General features: G+C 61.1%; 16 protein-coding genes and 1 pseudogene. 6 read left to right on the forward strand and 11 right to left on the reverse strand.

Annotated elements, in window-relative coordinates; genetic code table 11:
* Positions 1 to 75: 75 nt before the first annotated feature.
* Positions 76 to 501: a DNA methyltransferase gene (locus tag ABIB54_RS16565; protein ID WP_354576646.1), complete on the forward strand. Its 426-nt coding sequence runs from the start codon at positions 76 to 78 to the stop codon at positions 499 to 501.
* Positions 502 to 625: 124 nt separating this feature from the next.
* Here the strand turns inward: ABIB54_RS16565 and ABIB54_RS16570 are convergent, their stop codons facing one another.
* Positions 626 to 3,715, reverse strand: coding sequence for a hypothetical protein (locus ABIB54_RS16570; protein ID WP_354576632.1), 3,090 nt, complete (start codon positions 3,713 to 3,715; stop codon positions 626 to 628).
* Between the two features lie 624 nt (positions 3,716 to 4,339).
* Here ABIB54_RS16570 and ABIB54_RS16575 point away from each other — a divergent pair.
* Positions 4,340 to 4,816 (forward strand): type I restriction-modification system subunit M N-terminal domain-containing protein, encoded by a 477-nt coding sequence (locus ABIB54_RS16575; RefSeq protein WP_354576633.1) that lies wholly within the window; start codon positions 4,340 to 4,342, stop codon positions 4,814 to 4,816.
* Positions 4,810 to 5,001 carry an N-6 DNA methylase gene (locus ABIB54_RS16580; protein WP_354576634.1) on the forward strand — a complete coding sequence of 64 codons (192 nt, stop codon included), beginning with the start codon at positions 4,810 to 4,812 and terminating at the stop codon, positions 4,999 to 5,001. Before ABIB54_RS16575 ends, ABIB54_RS16580 begins: the two co-directional genes overlap by 7 nt.
* Positions 5,002 to 5,041: 40 nt before the next feature.
* Here ABIB54_RS16580 and ABIB54_RS16585 read toward each other — a convergent pair whose 3' ends face one another.
* The 8 genes and pseudogenes from ABIB54_RS16585 to ABIB54_RS16620 form a co-directional block, all read right to left on the reverse strand.
* The gene (locus ABIB54_RS16585; protein ID WP_354576635.1) at positions 5,042 to 5,536 is read right to left on the reverse strand and encodes a hypothetical protein; all 495 of its coding nucleotides are present in this window, start codon (positions 5,534 to 5,536) and stop codon (positions 5,042 to 5,044) included.
* On the reverse strand, positions 5,494 to 7,512 hold the full coding sequence (locus tag ABIB54_RS16590; RefSeq protein ID WP_354576636.1) for an AAA family ATPase: 2,019 nt from the start codon (positions 7,510 to 7,512) through the stop codon (positions 5,494 to 5,496). The genes ABIB54_RS16585 and ABIB54_RS16590 overlap by 43 nt, the downstream gene beginning before the upstream one ends.
* 69 nt (positions 7,513 to 7,581) lie before the next feature.
* Positions 7,582 to 10,914: a DUF499 family protein gene (locus ABIB54_RS16595; protein ID WP_502917155.1), complete on the reverse strand. Its 3,333-nt coding sequence runs from the start codon at positions 10,912 to 10,914 to the stop codon at positions 7,582 to 7,584.
* A 63-nt stretch (positions 10,915 to 10,977) separates the two neighbouring features.
* Positions 10,978 to 13,170 carry a DUF1156 domain-containing protein gene (locus ABIB54_RS16600; RefSeq protein ID WP_354576647.1) on the reverse strand — a complete coding sequence of 731 codons (2,193 nt, stop codon included), beginning with the start codon at positions 13,168 to 13,170 and terminating at the stop codon, positions 10,978 to 10,980.
* Positions 13,171 to 13,518: 348 nt separating this feature from the next.
* Positions 13,519 to 13,803 (reverse strand): annotated as a pseudogene (locus ABIB54_RS16605) (DUF1156 domain-containing protein); the annotation flags it as partial.
* Positions 13,800 to 17,399 (reverse strand): helicase-related protein, encoded by a 3,600-nt coding sequence (locus tag ABIB54_RS16610; protein ID WP_354576638.1) that lies wholly within the window; start codon positions 17,397 to 17,399, stop codon positions 13,800 to 13,802. The gene ABIB54_RS16610 and the pseudogene ABIB54_RS16605, both read right to left, overlap by 4 nt.
* Before the next feature lie 75 nt (positions 17,400 to 17,474).
* Entirely contained in the window at positions 17,475 to 17,657 is a 183-nt protein-coding gene (locus ABIB54_RS16615; RefSeq protein WP_354576639.1) for a helix-turn-helix domain-containing protein, read from the reverse strand.
* A gap of 273 nt (positions 17,658 to 17,930) precedes the next feature.
* Complete coding sequence (locus ABIB54_RS16620) at positions 17,931 to 18,194, reverse strand: hypothetical protein (protein ID WP_354576640.1); 264 nt, start codon at positions 18,192 to 18,194, stop codon at positions 17,931 to 17,933.
* Between ABIB54_RS16620 and ABIB54_RS16625 the strand changes: the two genes are divergently transcribed.
* The 3 genes from ABIB54_RS16625 to ABIB54_RS16635 all read left to right on the forward strand — a co-directional run bounded on the left by ABIB54_RS16625 (position 18,193) and on the right by ABIB54_RS16635 (position 22,353).
* Entirely contained in the window at positions 18,193 to 19,668 is a 1,476-nt protein-coding gene (locus ABIB54_RS16625) for a type I restriction-modification enzyme R subunit C-terminal domain-containing protein (RefSeq protein ID WP_354576641.1), read from the forward strand. The genes ABIB54_RS16620 and ABIB54_RS16625 overlap by 2 nt on opposite strands.
* A 1,662-nt stretch (positions 19,669 to 21,330) precedes the next feature.
* Positions 21,331 to 21,633, forward strand: a complete 303-nt coding sequence (locus ABIB54_RS16630) for a hypothetical protein (RefSeq protein WP_354576642.1) — start codon at positions 21,331 to 21,333, stop codon at positions 21,631 to 21,633.
* A 393-nt stretch (positions 21,634 to 22,026) separates the two neighbouring features.
* Positions 22,027 to 22,353 carry a hypothetical protein gene (locus tag ABIB54_RS16635; RefSeq protein ID WP_354576643.1) on the forward strand — a complete coding sequence of 109 codons (327 nt, stop codon included), beginning with the start codon at positions 22,027 to 22,029 and terminating at the stop codon, positions 22,351 to 22,353.
* 389 nt (positions 22,354 to 22,742) lie between these two features.
* Here the strand turns inward: ABIB54_RS16635 and ABIB54_RS16640 are convergent, their stop codons facing one another.
* Together ABIB54_RS16640 and ABIB54_RS16645 are read right to left on the reverse strand one after the other, a co-directional pair.
* Positions 22,743 to 23,198: a recombinase family protein gene (locus tag ABIB54_RS16640; protein ID WP_354576644.1), complete on the reverse strand. Its 456-nt coding sequence runs from the start codon at positions 23,196 to 23,198 to the stop codon at positions 22,743 to 22,745.
* A gap of 455 nt (positions 23,199 to 23,653) precedes the next feature.
* On the reverse strand, positions 23,654 to 23,850 hold a 197-nt coding region (locus ABIB54_RS16645), incomplete at its 5' end, for a hypothetical protein (RefSeq protein ID WP_354576645.1).

The raw sequence follows: 23,850 nt of genomic DNA on the forward strand, positions 1-23,850 counted from the left end.
CGGACCGACCGGTCACGAACCTCCAGCGGGTGTTTCTTGGGCATAAGCGCATCCTTTCACCAGAAAGAAAGCGGCATGAAACCCGGGACGGTTCACTCTAACGTTCTTCTCCAACATGATCCCAACTGCACTGCGGGACTTTGCGACGTTGGCTGCGCGGTTACGCAGGTGAGGGCCCAAGGGCGGAACACTCGCGGTCGCAACGAGGATGCCAGCCGGTTTTATCAGAGTTTCTTCCATCACCCGAAGGCGACACCGGTCGAGAGGCCGAAAGTAAACGGCATTACAGGACCTACCGTCAAGCCGTTCGGGATCATGGAATGGTTAGTGGACCTCACCACTCGTCCCGGGCAGTTGGTGCTCGACCCGTTCGCTGGGACCGGGACGACGTTAGAGGCATGTGCCAGCGCTGGGGTGCGAGCTACAGGTATCGAGGCCGAGGCAACGTACTTACCGTTGATCGAGAGGCGGCTGAAGCGGGCAAGGACACTAGGCCGGTAGGTAGGGTCCAGTGCTGCGTTGGGTGCCGTTGGCGTGCGGCGATACGGAAGACCTGGTCGGTGAGAAACCCGAGCGACAAGCCGGTCTGGACTAGCTGGTTGCTCGGGTTCCTATTGTTGATTGGTTACGCCTTCAAGTCCACCCCCGGGAGTGATTCCGCCCCAATGATGCTGTCGAGGTGTACGGGAATTCCGGTCCGCTTCCGCCCGTCCACAACGAAGATTTTTGTGGGACGGCCGTCCTTGTCCAGTTTGCGCTTGAAGAAAATCGGATGGACGAGCGCTTCACTCCACAAGGCGAGCCACACCATTTTGGCGGATGAGCCGGGCGGGAGGGTGCGGCTGGAATACCTCTGCGCCAGGTCGAACGCGACAGTGGGGTCAAGCATGATCAGGTCCATGGGGCTGTTCTTCCCAGCCGCCGTGAGCACGCCGATTGCAGTTCCTAGCGGGCGGAAGTTGCCTTGGCTGTCGGCCTGCCAGCCAAGGGCACGGTTCGAACCGGCGTGGTCGCCGGTCAGGGGTGCGGCAGTTGGGTCGTTCGCGTTCAAGATATGACCGCGACCGGCCGAAAGCAGGTCGCTGATGGCGGCCAAAATTGCCCGGCCCGGCGTTGACTCACCCTGGCTCTGGAACGACACGGACAGCACGCGAGCAATCCGCTCCGGAAGGTTGTCGGCGGTTTCGGGCTCGAACATGGCGAGGAACCGGTCGTCTTCCACCATCTCGGCGAGAATGTTCAGCGGCGCGAGGCCAAGCATCAGGTCGACAGCCATTTCCACGTGGCGCGAGTCGGACTTGCCGTCCACCTTCACCTGGGAGATGACAGCGCGGGCAATGACTTCGAGGTCTTTCTTGATTGTCGCGATTTGCTCGAGGAGAACCTCCCAGCCGTTTATCACGGCGGCGTACTGCATCGCCTGAACTGCAGCCCGCATCAGCCGTCCTGGTGCACGGTTGTTGTCCCGGAACTCGTCCATGATCTCAACCGGTGTTCGCGCAGGCTGGCCACCGAATTCGATTTCACCATCGCGGAGCGAGCCCCTGCCAAGGCTCAGAATCACCGAACGGTCACGGACGGAGTTAATGGTGTGTTCGTTTTCCGCGGTAGTAATCATCAAAGCGCGAGGGGTGAACACCTCCCGAGCCTTCAGCTCAGTACCGGAACGACGCTTGGAAGAACCGTTGTGCACCGAACGAATGATGTCCCCGATTTTGGACTGTTCGAGGTCGTTCTGGCGCCGGTCGGGGGAAGGGGCAAGGTCGTCCATTACCCAGATGTTGGTCTGGGCGATGGCCTGTTCGATGGACGTCCCGGTGTCCTTCATCGACCCGGGGAGCATCTTGTTGCTCCACGTTTTGCGGGCCTGGTGGAAGGCGAGAATCTGGGCGACCGTCCACGACTTTCCCTGCCCGGGAGGTCCCTGGACATACAGGTTCGTGGTGCATCGGAGCGGGACCGCAGGTCGGAGGCCCGCGGCCATGACGACGGCGGCGATGTCGATGTTTGTCCACGGTGCGAGGGAGATGTAATGCTCGTATAGGGAGCTGAGGTCCTCACGGACCTGAGCCTTCCACGCCTCGCCCATGACCTCGCCCTCGATTTCGGGAAGGCTGAACTTCGATGAGCCAGGCAGCACGACCTCATTGACTCCCGCAATCGTGCGCAGGCGGCTTGCCTCGGTCGGCGCAATCACGGTCCGGCCAGAAATGAACGAACACACTGCGGAGTTCTCCACGGGCACCCACCCCATCGTCGACCACGCGACGTTCTGCTCCGCGGGTGTCTCGTTGTTGGCCTTGATTGCGGAAAGCCAGTCGGAGCCTCTCCGTGGTGGCCATTCCGGGTGCAGGAGCAGGCTCTTCGGGATGCTGGCGTGCCGTTTGTCCCACTCGGAAGGTGGGTACATCAGAAGTGTGGCCGGGCCCGTCACCTCGCCCGAAGCGACGGTGCCGTCATCCTGAATCCACTTCAACTCGATACGGCACGTATCGGCTGTGGCGAAGTCAGCTGGGTTGATGTTCTCATCGAAGTGGGCGGTTTCAACTTCTTCCTCGGTCGGTGCACGGTGGGTTTCCACCGCGACGACCCGGCCGCCGATGTTGACCTGCACCTTCCAGTGCGCGGGGCCGGGGTGCCCAGAGGCATCAGGAGGGCCAGCGACGTACTCTTGAACCGAGGTACCGTCCTCCGAAACTTGCCACGTGCCGACCGGGACGTCGTAGCGGGAGCGGGCGGGCGCATCCGGAAGCTCATCCTTGATACGGGTGAGAAGGTCGTCCCATGAGCCGTGGCGTACGAGGAAGTCGTCGATACCTACCTTCTCCGGCTTGGCTGAACCGGTGTCGGCGAGCAATTCCACCATCTCACCGTCAGCGTCGACGCTCAGGTCGACCAGCTTCACGTGCGCCTTCCGGCCCGCCGCGAACCCCCACAAGTTGTTCGCCTGGGACCAGACGTTCCAGTTGCTGTCGATGTCGCCGTCGAAGGCGAGTAGAAGCTGACGGCCGGAAAGCTTGAGGCTAACCCAGACGTCGTTGCCCTTCCAGTTGCCCACCCCCACGAAGGAAAGGATGGTCACCTGCTTTGATTGTGGGATTCCCAACATGATTGAGTGCAGACGATTAATCGCCTCCCCGCGGGATACCCTTCCCTTCACAGAGAGCTGCTCGTCAGTGACACCGTTCGCGCGGAGCAGCGCCGTCAGCGCGCTGTCTCCCTTGAGGACACCCTCAGTGATGAGAATTTTTGGCGACGAGGTGAACCACTCCGCAGGTGTGGCCGGGTTGGTATCGATGACGCTCTGGCTCCCTACCAAGTTCTCGTATTTGAGGAGCTTCCCGGTCGTGGGGCTCTCGCGTGGGATGCCTGGACGAAGCTGCAGGCTGCTCGCAACAGGTGTCAGTCCGGCTGTGTGAGCGGTCGCGACTTGGTCGGCGCGATACCAGCGCACGACCATAACGTCTCCGCGACGGGTCGCAGCAAGCACCTGAGCGTGCTGCTTGGAGTTGGCGGCACCGAGGCTGTTGTGCTTCGCGAACTCAGCAACCTGCGGCTGCTCGAGAGTCTCGTAGCCGCGAGCGAGCGCGACCAGTGGGGCCACGCCTGAAGAGGCGAGTTTGTTGGCCCCAGAGAACGAATTCGCAGGGGCATACGCGGAAGCGGTCCAGGGAGTGAGTGGGTGGGTGGGCTGGGTAGTTCGGAAGGTGGTCATGCTGTCTCTATGCGCAGTATCGAGAATCGGCTGGAATCGCCGTGATTACTGGGCTGCGAGATCCCCGGGAGCCTCCATTCAGCCACGGACGCGGGGCGACGTGGATCGTGGCGGCACGAAAGCAACCGCATGTCGCCGGTGTCGCCGATTCCCGGCCGCTATCAGCCGGTGGGGCTCATCACAATCCGAACAGCGAAGCGGCCGGAAGTAAAATAATCCCCACCATCCCTGAGGATCCCAGGTCCCGGGGATCGTTAAACGCAAGCAAACAAAGGGATCCACTGCTGGAAGAAGAAAGAATCCCAAGATCCCAAGTTATTTGTATATATATGGAGGGTCGCGGCGACTGACCTCTTCGCTCTAACTATCTACCTGACCACTACTTGCGCTCCGCAATCCCGGGATCCCGGGATGCGTCCATAAATATGGCATTTGATCAGCAGTTTTAGAGATCCCTGATGTTCGGGATCTGCGGGGACCAGCGAGATGGGGCGATATCAGGGAGGTGCCGCTCAAAGGTTGTCGGCGTCTTGCGCAGATCAGCGGATGAGGATCAAGTGAGTCACCACTGGAAGACTCAACACCGTGCGCACGATGCGCGTAAGTCTCGAAGGGCAACACTCCATGGTCACAGGCGAACTGAAATCCCAGGTCGACAAGGTCTGGAACGCCTTTTGGTCCGGTGGCATCGCCAACCCGCTCGAGGTGATCGAGCAGATCACTTACCTGCTCTTCATCAAACGCCTCGATGACCTGCACACGCTGGCCGAGCGCAAGGGCAACACTCTCGGCACGCTCATCGAGAATCCCGTCTTCCCCGACGGGATGGATGACACGGGTCGCCGCCCGCGCCCCTACAGCGACCTCCGCTGGTCGCACTTCCAGAACTCCTCCCCGCAGGAGATGTACGACGTGATCGACCAAAACGTGTTTCCGTTCATCCGCGGACTCGGTGAGACCGGGTCATCCTTCGCAACGAACATGAAGGACGCGCGCTTTACCGTCCCGACTCCGGCTCTGCTGTCGAAGGTGGTCGACCTGTTGCAGGACAACCCGATGGATGACCGGACACCAAAGGCGACATCTACGAGTAAATGCTGAGCAAGCTCGCCACCTCCTGTCAGAACGGGCAGTTCCGCACCTCCCGCCACATCATCAGACTCATGGTTGAGCTGATGGCGCCGACGCCCGAGGACACGATCATCGACCCAGCGTTTATGCGCAAGTCGAATGTCTCACGACACATCGAGTGGAACTCGCTGGAGCAGCTCGGCTCGGCCGCGTAGACATGGCTCAAATCGTTCCCGACCAACGTCCGACGCAAGGTCAGGTGGCATCTGCGGACAGGATGCCGAGTTCGATCAGGTGCGCCCGCGTCTGATCGACACTCAGTTCGGCGGCCTTGTTGCAGAAACGACGGTGCGCCCAGCGCAGGTTTCCTGCGCTGTCCAACCATTCGGGCGTGAGCTTGAAGTGAACGACGCCGAGGCCGAACGGAACGATGTGTGCTACCTGCAGCGGGTTCTCGACCGATCCGTCTTCTCCGCATACCGAGCACGAATCGGATGTGGGGATCACCTTCCCGACATATCGAACGGGCCTCCGGCGCAAATATGTCTGATGCTCGGAATCTGTGAGAAAGACTCGTCCATCGAAGCCGAGGTTGCCAGGCTTACCGACCTGCACCGCCGGAGAATCGGGTTCACCGTCGGTCGACGATTCGAACAGGGCCGTCTCGTCATTCCCCCTGAATTCGGGTCCGTCAGCACGGACGGACATTAGGCGAGCGCCTTGTTTACCGCGTCTGAAAGCGAACGCCATGCTTCGCGTTCCGAGGCATCAAGCGCTGCGGTTCCGTTCGCGCTCAGCCACTTCACGAATGCACGAGCGAGTTTCCACTTCGACGCTCCGGGGTGTTCGGCAACGAGGATCTCCATCAGGGGGCGAGAACGTTGGCTCTGTACGGTCGCTAGGCTGTCCCAGCCGAGATCGTCACGAGCGATCTGAGCCAGTGTCTGACGCAACAGATCTTCGATCTCAGCGCGTTGTACTCCGGTGATGTGGTCACCTGTTCTCAAGATCCTTTTCGTGCTGAGAAGCTGCCAGAGCGCCTCCTGCTCTGCAGCTTGATCACCAGCCGAATCCGAGTCCAAGAGCGCCGCCACCTTAAGGCTCTGGCTCGTGAGAATCGTGCTGTAGTAGACCACCTTGCTCGCACTTCCGGCAGGAACTATTGCAATGCCGGCGTCCAACGACGGTCCGCCTTCAGAGGAAGATGCGGCATTTACTGCCTCGATGTAGAGAAGGTCCGTAATGCCCTCGACGACCAGGTTCTGCTTGTGCGTGAACATGCTCTGCGCAAGGTCGTACCCGAGGGCCGCCTGAAGGGGGTAGATCGACTTCGGATCGTCGACAGCCAGGCGTGTGTGCACCTTCGTTCCAACCTTGCGGTCGACCATTTCGACTACCCGCACCAGATCCAGCTCGTCTGATCCCACCATGAAGGGAGAGTGCGTCGTATAGATGATCTGGTTCCCCTCGGCTAGAGCGGACACGGTCTTGCGGAACTCCTGTTGTTTGAGTGCGTGAAGGCTAAGGCCAGGCTCATCCAGGAGCAGGACGGCGTTCCGGAGATCGTCCTTTGCCTGGGCGTGGAAGACGACAAAGAACGATACGAGCCAGCGGAAGCCCTCACTACGTTGATCAAGCTCGACGGGAATCCCCAGCTCGTCCTCGACGAGCGTCTGGAGGTACTGTCCGTCGACGTCAAGGCGGAGGGTCAGGGAGTCGTCGTTCCACACGCGACGAATCTCAGCCGTGAGACGCGCACCGGCCGTCTGAAGCGCCCGTTTGCGTTCCGTGAGCCTGCGTTCATGCGCGGCAAGCGCAGCCTTGTATCGTTCCTGCTCTTGAACATCGGTGTCATAACTGACCCCCTTGACAGGAGCCTCCGAGTCCATATCCGACAGCTCGCGGGCCGTGAAGCCGAGGAACTTCAGCAACTGCAGGTTGCCAAAGTCATAGTCAAGGTCGATCTCGCCTGACTCTTCCCGTTCCGCGAGCCGGTTCAGGTGAATTCTCGGCCGAACCGAGAAGTAGGAGGAGAAGTAAACGAATGGGGGCAACTTCGACAGAAGGTGCTTGCCAATCTCGTCGCGTCCTGTCGCCTCTTTGACGATGGAGTCCAGCGCGTCCCAATAACCTTCGGCGGCAGAACCGTCCGCGAACAGCGGCAACAGCGCATCAAGATGGCCGCGGAGTTCCTCCGCGATTTCTCCAGCTATCGAGTCGCCTTGGCCGCGACTTGCCCTCCAGGAAGTCAGTGCTTGGGCCGCAGCCTTCGCGTCTTCGCTCGATTGCTTCAACATCGCACTGGTGAGGCGAACGATGCTCTTGTCGACGTCCCCGAGCGAGGGGGAAGGCAGCAGGCCCGTGGCGCGATAGGTACGCTTGCCGCTGAGCCACGTCGTCACCTCAAGCCGAACGTCCGAGCCGCTCGCGAGAGCAAGTCCGTCGACATCGGTCGCATCGGGCGTCAGGACGACCTTCGCGACCGCCATCCGCTCGCGATCCAGATTCCCGCGTCGGATGTCATCAACCATCGGCGCGGGCGCGTCGAAGAGCCAGTCAATCTTGGGCGTATCTGAAGTCGGGCTGACGAGTTGGATCGCCTTCAGCAACGCTGTCTTGCCTGCCTCGTTGATCCCTACCAGGATTGTCTTGTCAGATTCAACGCCGAAGGCTCCGCTGTCGACGATGCAGCGATAGTTCGTTACGACTGCTGATTCGATCCTCATCCCTGAGGCTCCTTCCGTCTTGATATTGAGTTCAACGCACTGCTGGTGCGCAGTGGCGGCTGGGCTTGGTTAGTTTTCGAAGCCCGAGCTCGGGTCGAACTTGAGCACGCGCGCGTTCTCGGAGATGGTGCGCACCTCGCCCTCGTCGAAGCCGTCGCTCTTGCTGGCTTGGATGTCGATGGTGATCTCGAGGTTTGCGCCCGCGCCCGCGAGTCGATCGATGATTTCGCGGGTTACGTTCCCGATGTCCCTCGAGTAGCGATCGGGGTCGACCTTGACAGAACCGAAGTAGCGGCTCGGCGGTCGCGGAGCAACGATTTCCACGCTGGTCTCAGGCGTCTCATCGGCTTCCAACTCGGGAAGGACAATGTCAATCGGTCCGATGCGGTCGGAGCTCTCCTCAGCAGCGCGAATGGCAGCTTCCCGCGCCGCGGCTATCCGATCAGAGGAGGCCTGCTCGTCGGCTCTGTTCCAGTCCACCAGGAGCGTGCTGTCCGTCACTTGAATCGTCGTGTTGTGCGCCGGCGGGACGACCAAGCCGCGGTAGCGCCCGGTTTCGGGGTCCTTTGCTGCTGCGATGGCGAACTTCTCGCCATCGACCAGAACAGAGTTCAACGAGCGTTCGATCGCGGAATCGAGAGTCTCTCGTCGCAGCAGGCGCGGCAGATACACATACCGCGTGAAATAGCCCCAGAGCTCACCGACGCTGATCTCGCCCTTGTCCTGCCAGAGCTGGCCGAGTTCCTGGTGCAATGTGGCGCCAAGGATCGCCTCGCCGAGCTCGCTGACGAGCTGGTCGTCGCGGCTCAGTTTGGCTGCCACGCGCTCAGCGAGGGAGCGTCCTCCCGAGTCGGTCACCTTGTCTGTGATCAGCTCAAACGGCTTGGTGGCGTCGAACTGCTCGGGATAGACCGCCCATACGAAAGTGTCGCGGATCCGGTCCGACACGGTGCGGTCGAGACGCGTCACCCAGTCATCCGTCTGCCTACGTTGCTGTACCGAGAGATTGAGGCTCTCACTGGTCGCCTGCACGCGCTTCCAGGCAAGGAAGCCACGCGCAGCTGCCTCTAGGCTTTCCAGCTCGCTCTTGTCCGCGACGAGGAACACGAGAGTGTTGCGATGTACTCGCTGGCTAGCGCCCTTGGTTTCGACCGCGTCGCGGACCCACTGATGCGCAGCGGAATCTGCGCCGTCCGACTTGTGTCGAGAGTGGCGGGGGTGGGCGATGACGAGTCGAGCGTCCTCGAGATCAGGGATGTCGGCACTGGATGCCGGCGCAACGTGTACCCGGTCGAAGACAGCGCGTGATCGCTCTTCACCGCGGAGGCGTTCGGTGATCTCGTTCCACACGGTCTCGACGTCTTCACGGAGCCGCTCCGCGTAGTCGTTCGCCGTCTTGGTCACGGATGGCTGCGTGTCGAACCAGTAGTGCCCCTGCTCCTCGTAGAAGTATGTCGAGCGCTGCGCGAGAAGCTCGATCGCGCTACCGAAGTTCCCGAGTGTGTCCCCGGGGGTGGCCGTACCTAGCCAGACGTACTGCTTGTCGAGTCCCTTTCGCGAAGCTTTGATCCTGGGAGCTGCACCCAAGAAGATCGTCCGCGCGATCCGCTGGGTCACGAACCGCTGGCCGAGGTTCGGGCGGTCCAGATCGATCTGCTGTGCCATGGATCCCGGACCGTCGATGTCGGAGTCGATGATCGGCTTCCACTGGTCCTCTAGATACTGAGTGAGGTCCGTGTTGACCGTTGTCGCCTCGAGCGGCACATTGCCGGGGAGGATGAGCGGTGACGTGTCGTTGGATGCCCACAGCTCGTGAACGATTGAGGACACCAACTTGAGCACGCCGCGGGTGCGTTGGAAGCGCTCCAGAGTCGACCAGTCTTCGTAGAGGCGATCCAGCAATTCGGGATGCAGTGGATACGACACGCGGATCCGCTGCTCGTAGTCATCGCTAGGTGTTGCGGCGTCTCGTGGGAACAGCGCAGTGTTGCTGCGGTACAGCGTGACGAAGCTACGCGCGACCGCGGAGATCGTTGTCAGGCCTTCAGCGTTGGGTGGCTGGAAGAGCCTGCGCCGCACGATCTCGAAAGACTCGTCCTTGCTCGAGGGTCGCCATTGATCCGCGACGCGCCGGATCACGTTCTGCAGGCGCTCGAGCGCGAGTTGACCGTTGGCGCCTCCGATCTCGATGTCGCTTCCGCTACCTGCTTCACCGGTGTCGGACGCAGGGATCGAGACAACGAGCATCGCTCCCGGTACTGACCGAACAACTTCGGTGAGCGACTGAGCGAACGTGAACTGAGTCTCGAAGGATCCGGACGGAAGCTCCCTATCCGTGACCAGCTGCCTTGCATACGCAACCCACTCGTCAATCAGGATTAGCGCGGGCGAGTACTTGGCGATCAGAGTGTGTAGCGCTTCGCCGGGGTTCGTGCCGGCGCGGTCGTCTTCCGCGATCAGGTCGTACGCTTCGCGGCCGCCGAGCTGCCAGGCCAGTTCGCCCCACAGCGTGCGCACCTCGGTCCCGTCGTCCTTGATGATGGGCGACCCGGCCTTCAAGTAGGTGCCCACGAGCGCGACCCGATTGACCCCCAGCGTTGCGAGATCGGGGTTGCCGTTCTCAACGATGAGTTCCTGCAGTTCCTGTGAGAACTCCTTTGTGGGCGTGCCGCTGAAGAGGTGGTAAAGGGCGAGCATCGAGTGGGTCTTGCCGCCACCGAAGTTCGTCTGCAGATTCACTACAGGGCTGGCGTTACCGTCCATACTTAAACGACGGATCGCGCGCAACAGCAAGTCACGCAGACCCTCAGTGAGGTAGGTGCGGGTGAAGAATTCGACTGGGTCGCCATACTCAGGACTCGTCGCCTGACCGGTACGCACGAGGTGCAAGTCTGCGGCGAACTCCGATGCGGTGAACGCACCACGGGCGACATCGTCATGCGGGCGAATCACGTCGCGCCACGGGCGCAACCCCGACCCAGGGTCGAGAGATACGGCCGTTCGCTTCACCTGTTTGCGCGTCTGGTCCTCGAACACTGTCCGCTGCAGATCCACTCGGAGCTTGCGGACGTCTTCGGCGGAGTCGACCGCGCCGACAGCATGGAGCAGCCTCTCAATCGTGTCGAGGGCGCGTGAGGCATCATCGGAGCTGAAAGGCTCGTTATGCGCCCACAAGTTGCGTGTCTCGCGCAGCTCGGATCCAAAGCCCTGTTGCGCACGCGAAAGGACGTCCTTGAAACGGTATCCCTGCTCAGTGATCGCGCGCAGCTGCACCTGAACGTCGCGCTTCGTCAGCGTTCGAACGGGGCCTCCGCGACGTTGAGCATCTTCCTCAGCCCAAGCGGCCGGCCATTCCGACGTTCCGTAAGCCGCGGTCATCACCTCATCGACCGCGTCGGACATACCTTCCGACAATAGGTCGAATGCTCTGCCGACTCTGTCCCGGTTGTTCATCGCCATTGCCGATCAGTCCTCATCCTCGTCGAAGTTGAACACCTGCTGTACCGCGCGTGCAGAAGCAGAGAGCTTCCTAGCCTGCTCATTCACATCACCCCACGCGCTCACCAATCCGTTGAACAGAACCGCGTCTTTTGTATCGTTCTTCTTCTCCGCTTCGTGGAAGAGGAGGAAGGCCAATTCCTTAACCGCGTCCAGATGAACGCGCGTTTGCACAACCGGCAACAAGCTGGCGACACTGTCGGCACCGCGGGAGGCCATCAGCGCCGCCAATCGGATTGTCGCTTCCCACACACTGACCCGCACGTCGGCCGCTGGATCCCAGACCCCGCTGAGTTGAGTCGGCGCGATCAGGCGGGCCCTGCCGCCTTTCGCTTCAAAGATTCCCCCGCGTTCGAGACCTCCAACAGATGTATCGGACGAACGCGCAAGCTGGTCAGCCGCGCCAGAGTTTTCTGATAACCAGCCGAACTGGCGGTACCACTTCACGGCGAACCGGGTGTCGGGGTCAAAATCAGACTCTTGTTCACCCAAGACCTCGTCCAGGGTTGCGTTAATGATGAGCAGCGCATCCCGTACGCTCATGTCCGATCCGTCAGCCTCACGAACTCGCGTATACCGCGAGAAAACTGAGATCCCTGGCCCGATAGCTGCTTGAGCGAGGTCGACAGGTGCGATCTCCCCATGCATGAGCTTGCGAAGCGCGTTAGGCAGCTCGGTTCGCAGAAGACGGGTGAACTCTCGTCTAGTCGTGGACCCTGCGCCCTCCGGGCGAGGTCGACAAGCCAAGAGGACAGTTGATTCGAGCGCGTTACTCGAGTGCGCACGCATTCGGCCAACACCTTCCGTGAGAACAGGCCAGGTTGCTGTTATCTCCCAACCTTCTGAGATCAGTCCGTGCAGGAGCGTGTGCCAGCCGGTAAAGGCGCCGTCTTTCGTTTCCTTCTGCTTATAGGCGTAGTAGACGGTCATAGGGGCCCTTGCGCCGGTATGGCGCATGCTACCGAAAACCGAGTTGAAACTCTCAATGAAGAACCGCTCGGACTCCGACTTCCCACCATGGCGTCGCGCGTTGGAGACGATCTCGTCGCTCTTGGGCGCGAGCATAGTGGCGAGGTCCCGCGGGAAGACATCCCCCAGGGACTCCCTCAAGATCACATAAAAGAAGTCCGACAGGTCGGCATACCCGATGTTGTCGTAGTAAGGCGGATCAGTCGAAACGAAGTAACCTGCGTAGTCGCGCGTTGCCGCATTGGACCTTTCCACCTCGTCTTCAGGAGCGTCCTCTGCCCACGGCCCGAGGGTGGGGAACACCCGGACCAACCCGTTGATGACCTGCATGAAGGAACCTGAGGAGTTCGAGAATGGGTTTGCCTCAGCAAACTCCCAAGCCATCGGGATCGCCGGACGAACGAACAGGTGTCGTGGACACTCCGCCAACGGCTCCCATGATGCAAGTGCGTTGTTCAGATCGGCGAGCTTGTCGACAGCCAGCGCCAGGTACAGCGCCACTGCGTCCGCGTACGCCACCGCACCACGCCCTCCATCCTCGAAACGGTCCCCACGAGGAAGACCCGCTGCAACAGCGTCGTCAAGAACTTTCGCTCGAACCTCGCTTACTAACTCGGTCATAGTGCGCAGAAGGAGCAACTGTCGGTCCGAATACAGATCACACCAGCGCGTGAGGCCGTAGTTCGGCGCAGTTATGGCCCGGGGATCGTTTGGTAGGTCGTACGTCAGAAACTCTGGCGGTCGGACAACTCCGGCGGCAGCGGCCTCGTGCTCGGGGCTTGCATCGGCATATATGCGGGTCCGCGGTCCCTCGGCCGCGATTGCCATCAGTTGCTGGCCCATGCGTCCCGCCACGGCTTCGTCTCGTACGTAGGAGGCCGGGAAAGGCGTGCCGTCCGCGACAGAGATGCCGTTCCCTCGATCTACGGTTCCCGAGCGGACACCCGAATTGCCGTACCGGACACGGTAGGTAACGATTCCGTCGTCGACCATCGGTTCGATGTAGGCCTCGCGACCCTTCTTCTTGCTGAGCCACCAGGAATTCACGAGCGGCACCTCAATTGGATTGGCAGGGTTAGGGCTCCGTACCGTCCGCGCCCAGATCCAGGCGATTACGGTGTGTTCAGTGCCGCCAGCCACTGTCACCGGCGGATAGGCAGACCCAATTCGCTCGTAGGCGACATCTCGCATCCAGGCGCCATACCGCTGCAAATCTGCGGCCAATCCGGATGCCCCTGTCCAGGCACCAACCCCTGAGTCTTCGTGGGGGTGCACTGGCCCGCTGCCCGCGAAGCGTCTAGGCGCTTCAATGAGCGCCCGATTGATCAGTATTGAAACCGGATTTAGGTCAGACGCAGCTGCACCCGCGCCCAGGCGTTGGGCCTCAAGCGGAATTGATCCCGCGCCAGCGAACGGATCAAGGACGCGAGGCGCTACGCCACCATTCGAGAGGCGGATCTCCTTGCGCGCCTCCTCGAGTACCCCCGGGTCGCGGCCATCTTCCCACCGTACAAGCCGACCAATGAGGCGATGGAGTCGGTCGCGCTCCGCGCTCTGTGCGTCTTCGGTGGGGAACAGCTCAGGATGTGCGGATGGGTCGTCGACGAGTTGCGCGAACAGCACTGCACGCGAGGTTGCCAAGGGCTTCCGTGACCACCACTGGTGAATCGACTTCGGGTGCCCAGAACGCACCCGAGTCTCTCGCTCCGCAGCTTCATTGATCAGCTGAAGTGGCAGTGACACCTCAATGAGCTTCTTCTTGGTCGTGCTTGTCACTGCATCCCTTTCGGAGGTATGGCGGGCATCGGGAACTTGAGGCGTCATCGCGGTGGCCCTCCGCGGTCCCAGTAGTCGCGCCACTCTTCGTTGTAGGACCGAGTGGTCACCGACGGCTCGATATGGGTGAATGCATCGAGGACGTAGCGGAGACGGTCGCGCTGCTCGCCGTCGGGCGACACGAGCACCAGTGCGAGTCGATGGCGGTCTCCTTGCGTCTGAGCGAAGGTGACTTCATTGGTCGTGATCGTGAAGGTATCGGACCCCTCGATTCGACCCTTCACCTCGATGTAATGAATGCGCCCGCCATCATCCAACGACTGAATGTCGTAGCCGGGGTTGTTCCGGGGCATCTCTCGAGGGCGCCGGCCGAGTGCGCGCTCTGCGGCGAGGGCCGCCTCGACCGCCCGTCGTTCGACAATTTCGGTCTCGCGCGCGAATGTGTGTGGAGGGGCCACGTCGTCGCCCGTCGAGAGTTGCTGACTCGGCACGACGAGTGCCGTTCCTCTTACGACTGCGGGGAGTGCCACGAGCTGCGTGCTCTCGTCAAGCTCGCGGAGCCTCTTCTCGAGACGATCATCTAGCTGGCGTGCTCGATGGAGCGCCGACTCCGCGCGAACGCGGCCAACGGTGCCAGCGCGTTCGAGGGATTCGAGGCGGTTGTGTTCGCGATCCCAGTGGTTGATCTCAGCGAGCAGTCGTTCCTTGACCTGCACGCGCGTTCGCTCGACATCCACCGCTATTCGCGCACCAAGTTCTTCCATTCTCGGCGCGAGTCCGTCACGGTATGACCATGCGCGGATGCTTCGCTCATGATCACTCTTAGCCCATTCGCTCGCTAGGACTGCGGCGATTCCTTCAGCCTCGTGGGCGTGTGGTGCGTCGTAGTCAAGGTAGGGCGGAGCGGCGGCAAGCGTGACGTCACCTGAGGCATCGAGGACCGGGTAGTCGAAGTGGTGTGACACGGTGTCGGCATCCGTGGTGGCGTTTTGAATGCGTTGCTCCACCGCGTAGAGCAGTGCGATCTGATCCAGTTGCTGTTCGCGGCGGTCGATGAAGACGGTTCCACGCTTGAGTACAGGGCCGAGGTCTTCGATGGTGAGTTCGATGACGGCCTGAAGCAGCGGGTGGCCTGGCGCGAGTAGGGCGGCTTGCGTCTGATGTTCGGGGCGAACATGCGCAGTTTCGAACGTGACTCGTTCGTAGCGTTCCGGCAGGGGCGCCCACCGACTGAGCCTCCGCGCGACGCCGATGATGCGTTTGGTAACACGGGTGATCTCGTAGCGGCCCTTTTCGCGTCGGCGGATGCGGCCACCCAGACGCTCGAAGGCCGGGATGAAGAACGCCGCGATATATCCGGGCTGCAGTCGTCGTTCCCGAGCGGCCTCCATGCGACTGCGGATTTCCTCGAGATTCAGCGCGGAGTACATCTCCGGGTGCAGTGCGCGCTCGGCGACCATCGTGTCGAGCCCGTGCGCGACGCTTGCGTCGATTACCCGGTCCAGCTCGACCTTCCGCGCGGGCTCGTCCCCGTACCGGATCGCTTCGATCAGCAACTCACGGAGCGACTTCTCCTGAAACGCGTCCGCATCGCCAAGAACGTTGAAGAGGTTGCCGTTGTATGCGATCGACATCTGGTCGATTTTTGAGAGGAGCCGTGCAAAGACATCCCCTTCGCGGGTGTCCTTGGCGACCATGTTCCACAGATGGCACACCTCACGTTGGCCGATGCGGTGGATGCGGCCGAAGCGCTGTTCGATGCGGTTAGGGTTCCACGGCAGGTCATAATTGACCATCAGGTGCGCCCGTTGCAGGTTGAGGCCTTCTCCCGCGGCATCCGTTGCAAGTAGCACGACGGTGGTGCGGTCGTACGTGAATCGCTCTCTTGCTGCCTTGCGGTCTTCGCGGCGTGTACCGCCGTGGATCGTGATGACAGCTTCGGGGCGTCCCAGTTGCGTCGTGATCTTCTGGCGCAGGTAGTCGAGCGTGTCTTTGTGTTCTGTGAAGATAATGATCTTGCGAGGCTCGCCTGAGTCATCGTGGACAAGGAGTTGCTCGTCCAAAATTGCGCGCAGCTGTACCCATTTCTTGTCGTCGTCGAGAAGTCGGACGCGACGCGCGACCTTAATGAGGTCTTCGAGAATTGCGATCTCGGCTCTCAGCTCGCCGATCGATTCGGCCGCTGTCGCGAGATCCACGACTTCGTCGACGCGCGCCTCAAATTGAGCTCGCTCTTCCTCCGCAACCTCATCGTCAAGGTCATCGAACTGGTTGAGATCGAATGAAGTAGTCGACACAGACGCGTCATCGAAGTCGATGGCGACCCGGCCCGTCGCCCACTCGTCGATCGTTTCGGTCATTGAGGTGCTGTATCGCGCCTCGTCGGTTGCCCGCTGCCACTCGCGCAGGCGGGTCTCCAAGCGCACCTGGCGTCGTTCGAGAGACCGAAGGATTGCTTCAGGACTCGATGCGAGCCGGCGCTGCAAGACCGTGAGTGCGAAACCTACGTTGTTACCGCGCTTCTTGTCTCCTGCTTGCGCGAGACGCTCGGCGCGACCCATTTCTGTCCGGACATATTGGGTGACGAGTTCGTACAGCTCGCGTTCCGGTTCGCTCAGGTTGTACTCGACCGTGTAGGCGCGCCGTTCCGGGAACAGAGGCTTGCCCTCGAAGGTGAGCAGGTCTTCCTTCACCATCCGCCGCATCAGACCGTGCGTGTCGGTGCGGTGAACGCCAGCGCGGAACTGTCCCTCGAATCGATCCGGGTCCAAGAGCGACATGAAGAGCTGAAAATCCTCCTCCTTGCCCGCGTGCGGTGTCGCGGTCATGAGGAGGAAGTTATGTGCCGTCTCGGCGAGCAGCCGCCCGAGCCGGAATCGCTTCGTCTCGTCGACCTGACCCGCCCACGACGAGTAGTGCGCCGACATGCGATGAGCCTCGTCGACCACCACCACATCCCATGTCACGTCAGTCAGTTGTTCCCTCAAGTGCTCGCTACGCGAAAGCTGATCCATCCGGGCGATCAGGAAGGGGTGCTCCGCGAACACGTTGCGGCCCTGCGCATCGTCGACCATCTGTCGGTTGAAGATCTCGAACGAGAGGTCGAACTTGTGAGCAAGCTCTTCCCTCCATTGCTCGACCAGGCCACCGGGTGCCACGATCAGCGCCCGCTCACAGTCCGCGCGGAGAATCAGCTCCTTGAGGTAAAGCCCCGCCATGATCGTCTTGCCAGCGCCGGGATCATCTGCAAGCAAGAAACGCAGAGGGATCCTCGGCAGCAGTTCCTCGTACACAGCGCGAATCTGATGTGGCAACGGATCGACATCAGAGCTATTGACCGCAGCCATCGGGTCATAGAGCGCCGCGTACTTGATGCGCAGTGCCTCCGCCGCGAGCTTGAACTCGTCAGGGTCGCCGTCGAATGCGACGGCGTCGCCAAGATCTGTGACTAAGTCAAGTTTTGCTGCATCAGCTGCGGTGATAGTCCGCTCGCCTGTTCGTCCGGCATCGTCTCGGAAGAAGATCTCCAGAAGTTCATCATCGAGCGGCGTCACCCCGAGAAGCGTGACTGGCTGACCGGGAAGAACTCCGCGAAGGCGCTGACCTGTTCGCAACGACGCGAGCGTCACTGTGGGTTCGTCCACGCTGTTCCTCCCCCGGAAAATGGCAAGTCGATCAGGATACTGTGTGCCGCCGACATCGCGACCATTCAGGCTCGGTCACTCAACGGATCCTGCATCACCTCGCCGGACCCACGCGTCGACTTCACTCGTTTGGAACTTCCAGAGGCGCCCGACTTTGTGAGCCGGCATGCCCTTCTCCGCGATCCACGCGTAGACGGTGTCCTTCGTCACGCCCAGGTGAACTGCGATGTCATCAGCAGACAGCCACGGCTCCGACATACACCCCCCATGCGGATTGAACCCGGTTGTTCCGGATATTACCGAGCCTATATGGTCAGTCAGACATTCTTTCCCGAGGTTTTCGCGTGGCGCCGATACCGGCCAAGTGGCAATGTGGGGGACGATTGGTGCGGCGATCCGCGTCCGCGCGGGCTCAAGCTGTTCCGCTTCATCGGAGTGACGTTGCCCGATGGATCCCCGTCGCGCAGAAGCTAATTCTCGATGTGTAGTTCGGCCACGGCCGTGGCTGCGATCGTCAGTTGGGTCTCCAGTTCACAAACGCGCGCGGAGCTCCTTAAGCTTCACATCCCTTTCCGAGATCGCGTGGCGGAGGCCCTCCAACTCCCGGTCACGCGTCTGGGTGCCGTCGACACGACGCGCCCATTCATTCAGCACTTTGGTGGTGCGGTTCATCGTGGCGCGGCTCACGTCTGCTTCACGATAGAGGTTCTCCTTGATGAGCCGACCGTCTGTGCGGGCGGCTGTGCCGGTGAGGAGGCGCTCCATCGCGCCGCAGATCGCGATCTCGGTCGACATGCTCGACACGGGCATCGACATCCCGGATGTCGTGAACCTGGTCTTCTTTAAGCCGGTGCACTCGAAGACCAAGTACTGGCAGATGATTGGACGCGGCACGCGACTGCGCCCCAACCTGTATGGGCCGGGGGAGAACAAGAAGGACTTTCTGATCTTCGATGTGTGCGAGAACATCGAGTACTTCAATGCCCCTGTCGCCCCGGACACCAGCGTCGCGGCAGCGTCATTGGGGGAGCGGCTGTTCGATGCACGCCTCGCGTTGCTCGCCGGCATCGACGGCGCATCCGATGACCCTGAACTCGGTGCGCTGCGTGAAGGATTGAGCGCACGCATGCACGGCCAGGTCGCGGGGATGAGCCTCGATAACTTTGTCGTGCGAACGAAACGTCAAGCCGTGGAGCGCTACGCGGATGCCGCGGTCTGGACAAAAATGACCGGCGACGATTATGTCGCGGCCGCGACCCTTCACGGGTTGCCGTCATCGCTAGATGTGTTGGATCAGGATGAATTCGCAAAGCGTTTCGACCTGCTCGCTCTTCGCACCCAACTGGGAGTTCTCGTTGGAGATCCCGGTTTTGTCGCCGCGAAGAAGCGGATTCAAGCGATCGCGAATGCTTTGGCGGCGCAGAAAAGCATTCCCGTCATCGCGTCCAATCTCGAGCTGATCGCAGCCATCGCCACTGACGAGTGGTGGCAAGACGTGACCCTGCCAATGCTCGAAATGATGCGAATCCGTCTGCGCGGACTTGTGTCTCTTATCGACATCGTTGATCGTCCTATTGTCTACACGAACTTCGCCAATGTGGGCGGCGCCTCCGAAGCCAGCGATATCAAAATCGTTGCCATCGCCGTCGATCGCGCACGATTCCGGGAGAAGGCTTTCGCGTTCCTCCGCTCCCATGAGGATGACCTTGTGCTCTTCAAACTGCGCCACGGAGAGCAGCTCACCGCGCTTGACTTGCTTTCCCTCGAACGGATCATGATTTCAAGCGGACTCGAGAAGAACGAACTCGACTGGGCCGCAAATGAATCCCACGGCCTGGGTCTATTCGTGCGATCAATGGTCGGCCTTGACCGCACGGCAGCCATAGCTGCGTTGGCCGAGTTCACCGCGGGCAGCACGCTGACTGGCAACCAGATCCGCTTCGTCGAGCTGTTGATCGACCAACTGACCCAGCGTGGAGTAGTCGATCCCGCGCTGATTTACGAGGAGCCGTTCACCGGCGTTGCGCCGACCGGCCCGAGTCGCTATTCACGGGGGCGCAGGTGCTGGTGCTTGTGGAGGTGCTCCGCAGGATTCGGGAGAGCGCGGTCGCTTCTTGACAAACGACTCGACGATATTCGCGCGGCGCGACTTCGGCAGCAAGGCCGGTGCACAAGGAATGCGTTATGGGTCAGTTGCTGTCTGGCGAAATTGAACGTCAAAGGCTGGTGCACCCTATTTAATTCGAGCGCTTGCTGGGTCAGGAAATGAAATTGCAGAAGCATCCGACAGCGATGGAAAACGCGCGCGCATCTCAATTCTTGGCCCACTATGGCATTGGGTTTGTGCAGCCACTGAGATTCGCCCAGAACTGGCTTAGCCTTGGGCGCCTTGGTTCATTGCAATAAGGCGACTCCGCCCATGCGGCATCTTGACGTTCCTCCTCCTCCACGCTCGTCGCTGCGCGCTGAGCGATGTGAACGGCATTAACTGCGCTGACGAAACATCCAGCTGAGGTGCTGCGCACCCAACTGTTTCCGTCACAGCTGCGCTGACCAGGAACCCTGCCGGGGGCCACCCGCCGGGAGATTCAACGACGCAGCGCACGTCTTCACCGGCACCGGATCGCCACCCGAATCGCCCCACGTCCCGTCCCCCGCAGGAACTGCTCCGACCCGCACATCTTCAGCAGGCGTGAGGCCCCCGGCAGGGGAGCGTCTGTGGCGTGAACCGTGACGAACAACGCCATGCCGGACGACCCGTCCTTCGTCACGAAAGGCACAAGCGGCTGCCGAACTTCCGCACGACGCCCGCCCTGACGCAGAGCACCCGAAACGCCCACCGCCCCGACAGGCGACCCGGTCAGCTGCACGTCCGCTACGGTGAACGCTGCGGTGAACGATCCGAGCCCAGGCACAGACACCACGCCGTCCGAAACCCCACCATGCGTGAGGCCCCCGGCAGGGCAGCGACGACGGAGTCGGCGCGTGCAGGAAACCGTAAAGACATGCGACCTGATGGACGTTCCGGCACTTCGACCAGGTGCTCGTGCTGGCAGACGCGATGGTGAGCATGCACTTCCGTCCAGAAGAGCATGCCGACGAGCAGGCACTTCGAACCGTCGGCCGCGCTGACCGACGGAGTGTTGGACGTGAGATGAGCGGGAGAGGAGAAGGACGGTGGGAGGGCGCGCCAGCGCCCGGATGTTCTGTGTGGCCGACGCGCCAGCGTCGGCGGGTTAGGGTCGCCGAAGGCGGCTGGGTTCTGTGTCAGACACTTCCGTTGTCGAGGTGGTGGCGGCGGGCAGTCACGTTCAGAGCAGCCGAGATGGTCTTCGAAGAGTGGTCGACGTCATGGGTTTCCGAAGAGGTGTACGTGGTGGGTGGAGGGTGCGCCAGCGCCCGACCTTTTTACCTCTCGAAAGACTCAGGTCACTCGCCGCCGTTGGGCTCCTTTTTCGACCCGCTCGTCCAGGTCACGGCGACCGCCGCGCTCCCACTTCGTGCTCGCAGTTCTCGGCGCTTCGCTTCTGGTGGTGCACGCGTCCGGCGACCGCCGCGAATTGTGCGAATTGTCCCAATTGTCCCAATTGTGCAAATTGTGCAAATTGTGCAAATTGTGCGAGCTTCGCGAGAGAGTAGTGCGACCACGAAACAGGTGACTGGGCCCGCCGCCAAGCACGACGAGGAGAGGGTCCAACTACTCGGCAACTCGGAGGATCTCGGATGCGAGCTGAAGCGGCATGTGAGCACTCGACGGCGAGGCCATGAGATAGGGCCTTAAGGTAAACAAGTTGTCTGCTAGAGCTACGACGGAGACATACGAGAGCGTTTGTCCGACTGATACACAAAACCGATGATGCAAATGCGGTGTGAGGCGTGGCAGCCAAAAGCTCAGATCATCGACTCGGAGCCGCCGCACACATACAGTCACATGCAGACCTACATCGTCCCGGCCAGCCAGCAGCGATCGCCGGCAGGACGATGGATGGAGAAAGTCCAAAGCGCCCCCGAAATAGAGGCGCTGAATATGGCTACTAAAGAGGACACTCCTGAACGCCGCCTACGAATCAGGAAGCAGCAAGTTCTCGCTGGGCGCGAAACCGCGTTTCTCTACGCGCACCTCGGTGAGCCTGGGAGCTCCGTTTTCGAATCCTTTGACCGGCTTGGAGAAATAGCCGCAGAACAGATTGTGCTGACGGCGGTCGTCGAGGGATGGTCTCGGCTGGGAGAGTAGCATCCGGCCCCTCGCATTCCTGGCCGGAGCAGGTCTCCCTCGACCAAAGAAGATGAGTCCGGCTTGGGTTGAAGGTCGGTTAGTTCATCGAGCCGGGGCTATTTGCCGGCGGCCCGTCGTATCCTGAGGACATGAGCGGGAGCAGCGGATCCGAGTTGGGCATGACTCTTCGCGAACGCGAGCGACAGGAGCAGGCAGCCGCGATTGAAGCGGCCAGGTCGCCGGAGGAAGCGCTGCGTTTGCGACTCAGGCGCGAGGCATGGGAGCGCGCTGCGGATGAGTACGTCGCAGGTTCCATCACAGCGGCGCAGCTGGCTGAGCGTGCAGCGTCTGGTGTCTGAGCAGGGAGAGAATCCCTGAGCCGAGTACGGCCCCTTCTTCGACGCAGAAGCCTTGGCGGAATACCTAGGAACGACGACCGACGCGGTCGACCAGGAAATCGCCGCAGGTGGTGCCCTTTACCTTCGGACTTCCGACGGCACAGCTCTGATGCAGGCCGCGCAATTCTCTGACGCCGATTCAGGACTAGTGCCTCGGCTCAGCGAGCTGACGTTTCGCATGGATCCAGCCGGTGAGGATCCGGAAGGTGTGATTCTCTGGGCGCTGACTCAGCAGAAGGCATTTCACGGGGGCAGGCCGATCGAGGTGCTCCGATCCAGCGACGCAGCGGCTATCGCGCAGCTGCTGGCGGCCGACCGCATTGGAGCTTTTGTCGGCTAAGGCTCTTCCGTCGAGAGCCAGCTCTCGTCGCCCGCTAGCGCCTCGTCGGCGTCGTTCCACTCGGGGTGATGTAGAACTCACGTCATGGCTGCGAGGCAACGCGTGGACAGCTACGCAACGATCGTTTCCGGACACCGCATGAGTACGGAGACGGTTGTCGATTTCCGTACTGGTCAGCACGGATCGACCGGGTTGACGATGTGCGCGCAGCGGAGTGCGGTCATCGAAACGTCAACACGTACCTGCACTACGCGTCAGAAAGGGACGGCGCCAGTCGTTTATCGGCCCGCAGGCTACTCATAACTTTGATTAGTTCAGCGTTGGCTTCACCCCGGAGTTAGGCATAGTCGGTTGCTCGGCTAATTCGAAATCGCGGGACAGAATCGTCTTCATCTCTCCCTCGCTGGCTTTTCGACGCAGCTCCGCAGCCTTCGCAGGGACGAGCGCCGGTGTAGGGCCTGAATAGACCTTCCGTTGTTAGGCCGGGCGATGCGCCCGCTGCCGCTCACCAAGGAGGGGCGTTCGAACTCAGCGAATTCCTTTATGACATGAAGAAGAAAGGCGGCGGCGTTGTCGTCACCGGTGGAGGTCAGGGCTTCTTTGGCGAATTCGACCCGGACGCCCTTGCGGGAGCATCGTCCAATGATTTTTTTCAGATCATCGAGGTTGCGAGCGAGGCGATCCATCGAGTGGATTAGCAAGCTGTCGCCCTCACGGGCGAACCTGATCAGGGCTTCCAACTCGGTCCGGTTCGTCTGGTCCTTGCCGGAGGCTTTCTCTATATACGTATTATCGACCGGGATCTGGTCGAGCTGGCGGACCGTGTTCTGGACCAAGGCGCTCACGCGAACGTATCCGACTCGCTGGCCCGCCATCGTGTCCTCCACGTCGCCCGTGTCTTGTCGGGGCCGAAGCGACGACAGCGACCATTGTCAAACAATTGAAACCGACCCTAGTTGGACACGCGATAGGGGTCATGCTTTGCGCGTGGTTGAGGTGTACCCCAAACCGGCACCACTCGCCAAGTAACGTTCTCGACCTCGTGCGTTTCACGCCCGTTCATCGGGCAGTTTCTCGGGCGGCCTAAACGCGAATGCGTTCGACCGTGGCAGACGCGATCCCAGTAGCGGTGGGGGAGTGCCCGCTCAGCGTCCGGCTTACGGGCGGCCGTGATACTCGAAAACTTTTGGCAGCGGCAATGTGCCAAGGTGAGCGTTGCCTATACCAAACGCTTCCATTCCGCCATAGACAGAACACCCGTCACCCGGGTCAACCAAACCGTGAGCGGTTCCTAGCTGCGTTAGCGGTCTTTGGCTAGGTCGGTAGGTTTGCGGAACGGCAGATCGATTCCGATCAGAGTGGCGATCATCGTCCATAGTGCGCCGCTGGCCACTCCGGTCAATATTGTTGCTGCTGGGTCGATGAGGCTGGGTGTGAGCGCCGCCGATGCGAGTGCGGTTGCGAGAACGAGGCAACCCGCAATCGCGAATTGCTCGA

The sequence above is a fragment of the Frigoribacterium sp. UYMn621 genome, from assembly GCF_040549525.1.
In the GTDB taxonomy this organism is placed as follows: domain Bacteria; phylum Actinomycetota; class Actinomycetes; order Actinomycetales; family Microbacteriaceae; genus Lacisediminihabitans.